This window comes from Chryseobacterium pyrolae, from assembly GCF_025153485.1.
In the GTDB taxonomy this organism is placed as follows: Bacteria; Bacteroidota; Bacteroidia; order Flavobacteriales; family Weeksellaceae; genus Chryseobacterium; species Chryseobacterium antibioticum.
Genome location: NZ_JANZQH010000009.1, coordinates 220,116 through 228,392, shown reverse-complemented (window position 1 = coordinate 228,392; position 8,277 = coordinate 220,116). Strand labels below are relative to the sequence as shown.

Below are 8,277 nucleotides of genomic sequence, written 5' to 3'. Positions count from 1 at the left end.
ATATCAACACAATTATTGAAAAAATATAAATATTTTAACTTATAAAATTTGCTAATTAACATAGAATGTCAAGGTTTAAAACCTTGACATGGATAACAGTAGTTTTTAACCTCTCTCTTCCTTCTGCATAATGTTAATTTACTTAATCCATCCTTTTTCCCAAAATCGTCAAACTCCTTGCTATCCCGTCCAGAACAGCTACATCCGGAAACATTCCCCACTCTTCAAATCCGAAATGCCTGAAGAGTTTCAAACTGGCTTCATTATGAGAAAAGATAAACCCCAGGAGTGTTTTTATCCCTAAACCGGGGGCCATGATCATACAGTGTTCCATTACTTTTTTCCCATACCCTTTTCCTCTGCATGATTCATCCATGTAAATACTCATTTCAACGGTTCCATTGTAAGCAGGTCTCCCATAAAATGAAGAAAAACTCACCCATCCTATTGTTTCCTGGTCATTATTTTCAATGATCCAGAGAGGCCGGGTTTCAGGATTATGTTCTTCAAACCATTCTTTTCTGCTTTCTACAGAAACATTTTCTGTATCGGCGGTTACCATTCTTGAAGGGATCGTAGAATTGTATATCTCCACTATTTTCTCTAAATCTTTCAGGTCAGCATTCCTGAATTTCAGCTCTTCCATTTTGTAGATTCCGGTTTTATTTCATTGCAAAAATAAGGAGTAAAAACTTTTAAACGTAGAGATTCAGTCAATAATTGCAATTAATGCAAGGGAGAGAAGCTCGAAGAAGGAACTTGGAAAATAGCCGTGTCAAGGTTCAAAACCTTGACACGGCTATTGCTCAATATTTTTATGGTAAAAAGTAGTCTAACTGTTTTTTCATAAAAACATACAAGCTGTCTATTCATCTTCAATAACTTCCTTCCTCCATCTTCCTTACTTTATTTACTTTCCCAAATTCTTCAATGTCCTATTCAGACTTCTCACTGTAATTCCCAGGTAAGCAGCCATATCTTCTTTTGAAATCTGAATATTCTGCTGCGCACATTCCTTATCATGTGACCTGGAGTCATGAACAACATGAGCATCACCTGGAATATGACAATTTTATGGAGCTGACAAGTATTGATGAAATACTGAAACTTTTATAAAAAAAGCCCGTTCGAATCATGAACGGGCTTTCTCTCAAATTATTTTATTTCTTCAAACACTTCTCTAAAAACTGATCCTGTTCCCATAAAAGGTGTAAGATATTTTCTTTAGCCACATAACCGTGGGCTTCTTTGGGAAGCAAAACCATTTTCACAGGAGCTCCCAAGTTTTTCAGGGCCTGGAAATATCTTTCGGTCTGCAAAGTGAAAGTTCCCGGATTATTGTCCGCATCACCATGAACCAAAAGCATTGGCGTTTTCATTTTATCTGCATTCATAAATGGAGACATTTTGTTGTAGATCTCCGGAACATCCCAATAATTTCTCTGCTCGCTCTGGAAACCAAATGGAGTCAGCGTTCTGTTATAGGCACCACTTCTTGCGATACCGCATGCGAAAAGATTAGAATGGGTCAATAGATTAGCAGTCATAAAAGCACCATAAGAATGTCCTCCTACAGCTACTTTCTTTTTGTCGATATATCCTAACTGGTCAACCGCATTGATCGCAGCCTCAGCATTGGCTACCAGCTGTGGAATAAAGGTGTCATTTGGTTCTGTTTTTCCTTCTCCGATGATCGGGAATGCAGCATCATCCAGTACCGCATAGCCTTTGGTTGTCCAGTATACGAAAGATCCATAGTATGGGAACGTAAAGTCATTCGGGTTCTGGGTATTCTGACCTGCTGTGTTTTTATCCTTATATTCTGTTGGATAAGCCCAGATCAGTAAAGGAAGCTTTTCTTTCTTAGCTTTTCTGTCATAATTAGCAGGCAGATAAAGCGTTCCCGTTAATGTAACTCCGTCATTTCTTTTATACGTAATCACCTCTTTGTACACATCTTTAATGCTTTCAAAAGGGTTTGCAAATTGAGTTACAGCTTCTGCTTTACCCGATTTAATATTCTTTTTGAAATAGTTCGGATACAGACTTGGAGACTGCTGAGTCGTTAAAATTTCTCCTTTTGAAGGATTCAGGATATCGATGATCTCTTCCTTCCCATTTTTAACGTTGGAAGTATAGAGTCTTTTCTTTTTAAGTGATTTTACGTCCATTTCGTCGATGAAAGAATGTTGTCCATCTTTCGTAAATCCATCCCCGATCAGGTAGGTCTTCCCTCCTTTCATATCGATCACATATCTTCCATACTGGTTTTTCGCTGTATTGAAATTCCCCGGGTCACTGTAAACGTCCTGGTAATTTCTGTCATCAATGACTTTTGATTCGCCATTATTAAGATCTACCAGATACGATTTTGTATTCCTTGTATCATACCACCCTTCAGAAACTACGGCATAGTGGTCATTGGTCCAGCTTACACCTTCATATCTTTGTTTTGTTTTAAAGAATGATTTCGGAGCAGCTGCAAACGGAGCTTCCCACATAAAGATCTCATCCCGGTATTCTGCGGGTTTAGACTGATCGCCTCCATCCAATGCTTCTGCAAACAGTAATGTTGCCGGTGCATCACTTCTCCAGCCCATACTTCTTTTTCCTATTCTTACGGATGAAAATCCCTTAGGCATTATTTCATTCAAAGGAACATCATTCACTACTTTTACAGCGTTCCCTTTCATATCATAAACGGTAGCGGTCAGCGGGAATCTGCTTAACGGAACAATGTATGAGAATGGCTTTTTGATCACAACGGCCATTAAATAATTTCCATCCGGAGAAAAACTCAGACCGGAATACATGTCCTGATCTTTTACTTTCTTAAGATTTCCATTCAGATCTACATTATAAATTTCTGAGGCCGTAAGTACCTCAAAGTTTTTTTCATCCTGAGGATTCTTTAAAAGATCCTGATAAGTTCTGTTTTGTGAAACTTTACCGTCAGCTGTAGAAACTATAGGTCCTGTAGGAAGATCTTTGGCGGCATCAATCAGAGCAGGTCTGTTTTGAGGAAGTGTTCTGATCAGCAAACTTTGTGAATCGTTGTACCATACATAAGGCGTTCCCAGATTCGCATTCAGGTTATCTTCAGTAATTTTTTTGGAGGTAGCCGTTTCCATATCCACTAGCCAAAGCTCTACTCCTTTACTTGTGGTGTTGGTAAATACCAGTTTCTTTTCGTCCGGTGAGAATGAAATATAGGTAATTTTAGCATTGGCAGGCAGGTTTTTCACCTGAGTTTCATTTTTATCGTTGATCTTTCTGATCTTCAGATTATTGGAATAGGTAACACTGCTTGAAATATTAGTAACCGGATTGATTCTTAATCCTGCCAGTTTCATTTCCTGCTGATTAAGATCTTCCAGTGTTTTATAAGTAGGACGGTAAGTAAAAACTACCCAGTCTTTTTTGCTGTTCATCAGAACGCTTGGGGGCCTTTCATAATCTGCCAGTTTTAGAATCTCTGCAGATGGCTTTTGATAAGTAATATTCTCCTGTGCATCGTAGAAATTGAGAAATGCCAGAAGGCAAATGGTCAGTTTTATCTTCATATAAATTCATTTTCTACGAAAGTAGTGATTTTTGTGATATAACTGAAACCGTTAATTTTAATCCCCCATATTGTGATATAATTAAATAATTTTATACTAATCAGATTAAATAATTAAAATGTTGACTATGAAAAAATTATCTAAAAGTGATTTAAAAATCATCATTGGAGGACAGATGCCATCATGTCCTTCATGGTATAAAACCATGTACAGCCGGAGAAGATGAAAACTGTATCATCAGACCTATGTATGGTCTTCATTGCCCTGTAAATCATCGTAAAAACAAAAAGAGCATTAGATAACTAATGCTCTGTGTTTATATTTCAAGACCGGTTTACCAGTCTGAAGCTCTTCTTCTTTTTTCTATCATGTGATCTACTGACACTTTCCCTGCGCCAAAAGCCATCAGGAGAAGATAAACAGACAGATAGATCAGGCTCATTTCTCTTTTCTCGAATGGATCTGCTCCGTGAACTACAAAAGCAGCTATGACCATTGTGAAAATCAAAAAACCTAACGAAATTCTCGTAAACAATCCTAATATAAGGAGTATAGAACACGCAAATTCAGCAACAACAGTAAGAATCAGGGTCACTAAAGGACCTAATCCCAGAAAGTTGTAAAATTCAATTTTACCGCCCTCCAAAAGCATTTGAAGCTTTGGAAAACCGTGAGAAAGCATCGCAAAACCTACAAACACTCTCACTACTAATAAAATAATATCTTTAAGTACTGAGCTGGAATTTGAATTGAAATAGTTCATTTACTAAAAATTTAGATTAAAGGTAATAAAAATCTTTTAATAGAACGGAATCACGAGCGTTTTTAGTTTATCTGTACCCGAAATTTTTCAAATCCCTGTCGTTTTTACGCCAGTCTTTTTTCACTTTTACAAAAAGATTCAAATGAATTTTCTTGGAAAAGAATTTTTCCAGATCTATCCTGGCTTCTGTTCCTACTTTTTTGATCGCGTCTCCTTTGTGTCCGATGATAATTCCCTTTTGGGTATCTCTTTCCACATAAATGATAGAATCTATAAAAATGATCCCTTCTTTTTCTTTAAACTGCTCGGTAACCACTTCTACAGAATATGGAATTTCTTTCTCGTAGTTTAAAAGGATTTTTTCACGGATCGCTTCGTTTACGAAAAACCTTTCCGGCTTATCCGTATACTGTTCCTTATCATAATAAGCAGGGCTTTCCGGCAACAGGGATCTTAATTTCGGCAGAATGATATCTGTATTGAAGGCATTCAAAGCAGAAATAGGAAGGATCTCAGCTTTTGGGATCCTGTTGTGCCATTCTTCTACCAGTTTTTCAAGTCCTTCCTGATTGGTCTGGTCTACTTTATTCAGTAACAGCAATACCGGAACCGGGATCTTATTAAGTTTATCAATTAAAAATTCTGAAGGTTCAGCTTTATCGGTGACGTCTACGATGAATAAAAATACATCGGCATCCTGTAAAGAATCCTTTACAAAATCCATCATTTTTTCCTGAAGACCATACTTTGCATCCAATACTCCGGGAGTATCTGAAAATACAATCTGTAGATCTTCTTCATTATAAATTCCAAAAATTCTGTGGCGGGTTGTCTGTGCCTTCTGCGTTACAATAGCTAGTTTTTCTCCCATTAATTGATTTAATAAGGTAGATTTTCCAGCATTGGGCTTTCCGACTATGTTTACAAATCCAGCTTTATGCATATAAATAGTATTACGAACTGCAAAGTTACTAAAACAAAACTGGTCTTCACGGTTTAAGTCTACTTTTAGAAAATAAAAAAGCTTAATCGCTCTAAAAAAATTTACGGATGCTGTTTATTCGAATGATTCATCTGTATATTTATCTTATTAATTTTGAAAATTAAACGAAATACTTTTGTATTGCAACTTTTAAAACCAATACTTTTGACATTATAATTCACTTTATGGATATAGACCAGATCCTTGACCGCATTTATGCACTCCCTGAAGCTTCTAAGGCCTCTTTGAAAAAGCATATTACAGAAGTATCCCATCCCAAATATTTCTGCCTTATGGAATCTGACAAGATCATTCCTTACATCTACTTCATCAGGAAAGGTATTGTACGTGCCTACGCCTCTACGGCAGACAATGATATAACCTTCTGGTTCGGAAGTGAAGGTGAAACCATAGTTTCCATGAAAAGTTACGTGGAAAACAAGCCCGGCTATGAAAGCATCGAACTTCTGGAAGACTGTGATCTGTATATTCTGGAAACGGAAAGCTTAAGAAAGCTTTTCAATGAAGATATTCACATTGCGAACTGGGGAAGAAAATTTGCAGAAAGAGAACTCGTGAAAACGGAAGAGCTGATTATTTCCAGGCAGTTCAAAACATCTCTGGAACGTTATAAAGACCTGATGATCAATAAGACTGATCTTTTGAAAAGAGTCCAGCTGGGTCATATCGCCTCTTATCTTGGCATCACCCAGGTAAGTCTGAGCAGGATTCGGGCAGAAATAAAATAATAAAGAAAGCTGGAAGAGGGAGGCTGGAAGTTACTTTGACTATTCATTTTTAATAGTTTCCCTAAAAAATGAATAAATCGCGCACTATAGTTGTGCTGTGGTATCAATAAACTTCCCTCTTCCAGCTTCAGACTTCCTGACTCAGATTAAAATAAATTCGTTTTTTAACAAATGTAAAATTATTTCTCCTTTCAAATCCTGAAATTTGCAGGAGAGAAAATCAAAAAAAAATGAATTGGATTATTTTAATCATCGCCGGATTATTTGAGGTTGCCTTTGCGTCCTGTTTAGGAAAAGCCAAAGAAACATCAGGATCCGAGATGTATTATTGGTATGCCGGCTTTCTGGTAACCATGACGATCAGTATGCTGCTGCTGATCAAAGCTACCCAAACGCTTCCCATTGGAACGGCTTATGCGGTATGGACAGGAATAGGCGCTGTAGGAACCGCTCTGATGGGAATGTTCTTTTTTAAAGATCCTGTAAGCTTCTGGAGAATATTTTTCATTGCCACCCTGATTGGTTCTGTGGTTGGACTGAAATCTGTTTCCCACTAAAATCTAAAACAATTTCTATCTATATTAAAACAAACCCGTCTTCGAATCTGAAGACGGGTTTGTTGTTGCTTTTATTTTTTGAAAACTACAGGTAAGATCTCATTTTGTCTTAACCCGTATTTTGTGATTTCTTCTTCTGAAAAATTTTGGGAATAGAAATTCGGTTCTGTTTCAAAACCAGCTTTCCTCAAACGGTCAAAATAATCCATTCCGTACCAGCGGACGTGGTCATACTGACCGAAGTGCTTCTGGCGTTCTTTTGGATCTTTAATAGAAAAATCTTCATAGGTTTTCTCCAGAGCATTTCTCATCGGAACCTGAAAAATCCCCCAACCTCCGGGTCTCATCACTCTGTAAAGCTCGCTTATGGCTTTTGCATCATCTTCTATATGTTCCAGAACATGGTTACAGAAAACGATATCAAAACTTTCATCAGCAAAAGGCAAATCCAGAATATCCGCTTTCACATCTACGATTGGAGAAAATAAGTCTGCAGAAATATAATCCAGATTTTTCATCAGCTTAAATTTCCTCAGAAATTCCTGTTCGGGAGCAATGTGCAGGACTTTGGCATTTTTAATGAAAAAATCCGTTTCGTTTTGAAGGTACAACCACATCTGGCGGTGTCTCTCCAAACTCAGTGTTCCCGGAGAAAGTGCATTTTCGCGCTGCTTTCCATACCCGTAAGGAAGGAATTTCCGGTAAGATTTTCCGTCGATAGGATCATAGAACTTATCTCCTTTAAAAAACTGGTAAATAAGTGGCCTCGCCCAGATACTCATTTTAATAAGCATCGGACGTGGCAGGGTATTGAGTAAAAGTTTGGCTACTCTTTTCATTAAAAATCCAATTGGAATGGCTTCTCTTCATCGCTTACAATACCTAAGGCTTCGTAAACATATTTGAATGTGGAAAGCAATACCGGTTTACCATTGATCACAGCTACATCATGCTCAAAGTGAGCAGAAGGCAGATTATCCAAAGTCGTTACCGTCCATCCGTCATTATGGAATTTTACTTTTTCAGTACCCAGGTTTACCATCGGTTCAATAGCGATAGCCAGACCGTCTTTGATGACTTTTCCGCTTCCTTGTTTTCCATAATTCGGAACCTGTGGATCTTCATGCATCTTTCTTCCAAGACCATGCCCTACAAGTTCTTTTACCACACCATATCCTTGTTTTTCACAATGGCTCTGGATGGCATGGGAGATATCTCCTATTCTTTTTCCTCTTACACACTGTGCAATTCCTTTGTAAAGAGATTCTTTGGTTACCTGCAATAGTTTTTTAACCTCAGGTTTTACTTCGCCAATCTCAAAGGTATAGGCATGATCTCCTACAAAACCGTTCAGAATAACACCACAGTCTACTGAAAGTACATCTCCTTCCTGGATAATATCGTTATTGGGAAAACCGTGAACTACCTGATCATTGGGAGAGATACATAAAGAATTCGGGAAACCACCATAGCCTAAGAAAGCTGGTTCAGCCCCGTGATCTTTAATAAAATCGTGGGCCAGTTTATCAAGATATAAAGTATTGATTCCCGGTTTTATTTCTTTAGCAAGCATTCCCAGTGTTTTAGACACCAGGTGTGCACTCTCCTTCATGAGGCGTAATTCCTCTATTGTTTTTAATTGAATCATTTTTTTTAGATGTTA

At 37.6% G+C, this 8,277-nt stretch carries 8 protein-coding genes and 1 pseudogene; 2 read left to right on the top strand and 7 right to left on the bottom strand.

Translation table 11 applies throughout. The features are described from left to right. Window positions 1-142: 142 nt before the first annotated feature. The 5 genes and pseudogenes from NZD88_RS17940 to era all read right to left on the bottom strand — a co-directional run bounded on the left by NZD88_RS17940 (window position 143) and on the right by era (window position 5,269). The gene (locus NZD88_RS17940; protein ID WP_259830953.1) at window positions 143-646 is read right to left on the bottom strand and encodes a GNAT family N-acetyltransferase; all 504 of its coding nucleotides are present in this window, start codon (window positions 644-646) and stop codon (window positions 143-145) included. A gap of 264 nt (window positions 647-910) precedes the next feature. Beyond that, a pseudogene (locus NZD88_RS17935) lies at window positions 911-1,003 on the bottom strand (Crp/Fnr family transcriptional regulator); the annotation flags it as partial. Between the two features lie 157 nt (window positions 1,004-1,160). Next, window positions 1,161-3,563, bottom strand: a complete 2,403-nt coding sequence (locus NZD88_RS17930; protein ID WP_259830952.1) for an alpha/beta hydrolase family protein — start codon at window positions 3,561-3,563, stop codon at window positions 1,161-1,163. 334 nt (window positions 3,564-3,897) lie between these two features. Next, on the bottom strand, window positions 3,898-4,326 hold the full coding sequence (locus NZD88_RS17925) for a DoxX family protein (RefSeq protein ID WP_259830951.1): 429 nt from the start codon (window positions 4,324-4,326) through the stop codon (window positions 3,898-3,900). A 67-nt stretch (window positions 4,327-4,393) separates the two neighbouring features. After that, entirely contained in the window at window positions 4,394-5,269 is an 876-nt protein-coding gene (gene era / locus NZD88_RS17920) for a GTPase Era (RefSeq protein WP_259830950.1), read from the bottom strand. 224 nt (window positions 5,270-5,493) lie between these two features. Between era and NZD88_RS17915 the strand changes: the two genes are divergently transcribed. Both NZD88_RS17915 and NZD88_RS17910 read left to right on the top strand, forming a co-directional pair. Then, complete coding sequence (locus NZD88_RS17915) at window positions 5,494-6,057, top strand: Crp/Fnr family transcriptional regulator (RefSeq protein WP_259830949.1); 564 nt, start codon at window positions 5,494-5,496, stop codon at window positions 6,055-6,057. A gap of 230 nt (window positions 6,058-6,287) precedes the next feature. Further along, complete coding sequence (locus NZD88_RS17910) at window positions 6,288-6,614, top strand: DMT family transporter (RefSeq protein ID WP_169234219.1); 327 nt, start codon at window positions 6,288-6,290, stop codon at window positions 6,612-6,614. Between the two features lie 71 nt (window positions 6,615-6,685). Here the strand turns inward: NZD88_RS17910 and NZD88_RS17905 are convergent, their stop codons facing one another. Together NZD88_RS17905 and map are read right to left on the bottom strand one after the other, a co-directional pair. Then, complete coding sequence (locus tag NZD88_RS17905; protein ID WP_169234218.1) at window positions 6,686-7,453, bottom strand: class I SAM-dependent methyltransferase; 768 nt, start codon at window positions 7,451-7,453, stop codon at window positions 6,686-6,688. Further along, window positions 7,453-8,262 carry a type I methionyl aminopeptidase gene (gene map / locus NZD88_RS17900; protein WP_259830947.1) on the bottom strand — a complete coding sequence of 270 codons (810 nt, stop codon included), beginning with the start codon at window positions 8,260-8,262 and terminating at the stop codon, window positions 7,453-7,455. Before map ends, NZD88_RS17905 begins: the two co-directional genes overlap by 1 nt. Between the last annotated feature and the right edge of the window lie 15 nt (window positions 8,263-8,277).

What these genes read in the sequence shown, in the direction of transcription:
- NZD88_RS17925 (WP_259830951.1), bottom strand. Translation starts at nt 4,326, where the DNA reads ATGAACTATTTCAATTCAAATTCCAGCTCAGTACTTAAAGATATTATT.
- NZD88_RS17905 (WP_169234218.1), bottom strand. Translation starts at nt 7,453, where the DNA reads ATGAAAAGAGTAGCCAAACTTTTACTCAATACCCTGCCACGTCCGATG.
- era (WP_259830950.1), bottom strand. Translation starts at nt 5,269, where the DNA reads ATGCATAAAGCTGGATTTGTAAACATAGTCGGAAAGCCCAATGCTGGA.
- NZD88_RS17930 (WP_259830952.1), bottom strand. Translation starts at nt 3,563, where the DNA reads ATGAAGATAAAACTGACCATTTGCCTTCTGGCATTTCTCAATTTCTAC.
- NZD88_RS17910 (WP_169234219.1), top strand. Translation starts at nt 6,288, where the DNA reads ATGAATTGGATTATTTTAATCATCGCCGGATTATTTGAGGTTGCCTTT.
- NZD88_RS17940 (WP_259830953.1), bottom strand. Translation starts at nt 646, where the DNA reads ATGGAAGAGCTGAAATTCAGGAATGCTGACCTGAAAGATTTAGAGAAA.
- map (WP_259830947.1), bottom strand. Translation starts at nt 8,262, where the DNA reads ATGATTCAATTAAAAACAATAGAGGAATTACGCCTCATGAAGGAGAGT.
- NZD88_RS17915 (WP_259830949.1), top strand. Translation starts at nt 5,494, where the DNA reads ATGGATATAGACCAGATCCTTGACCGCATTTATGCACTCCCTGAAGCT.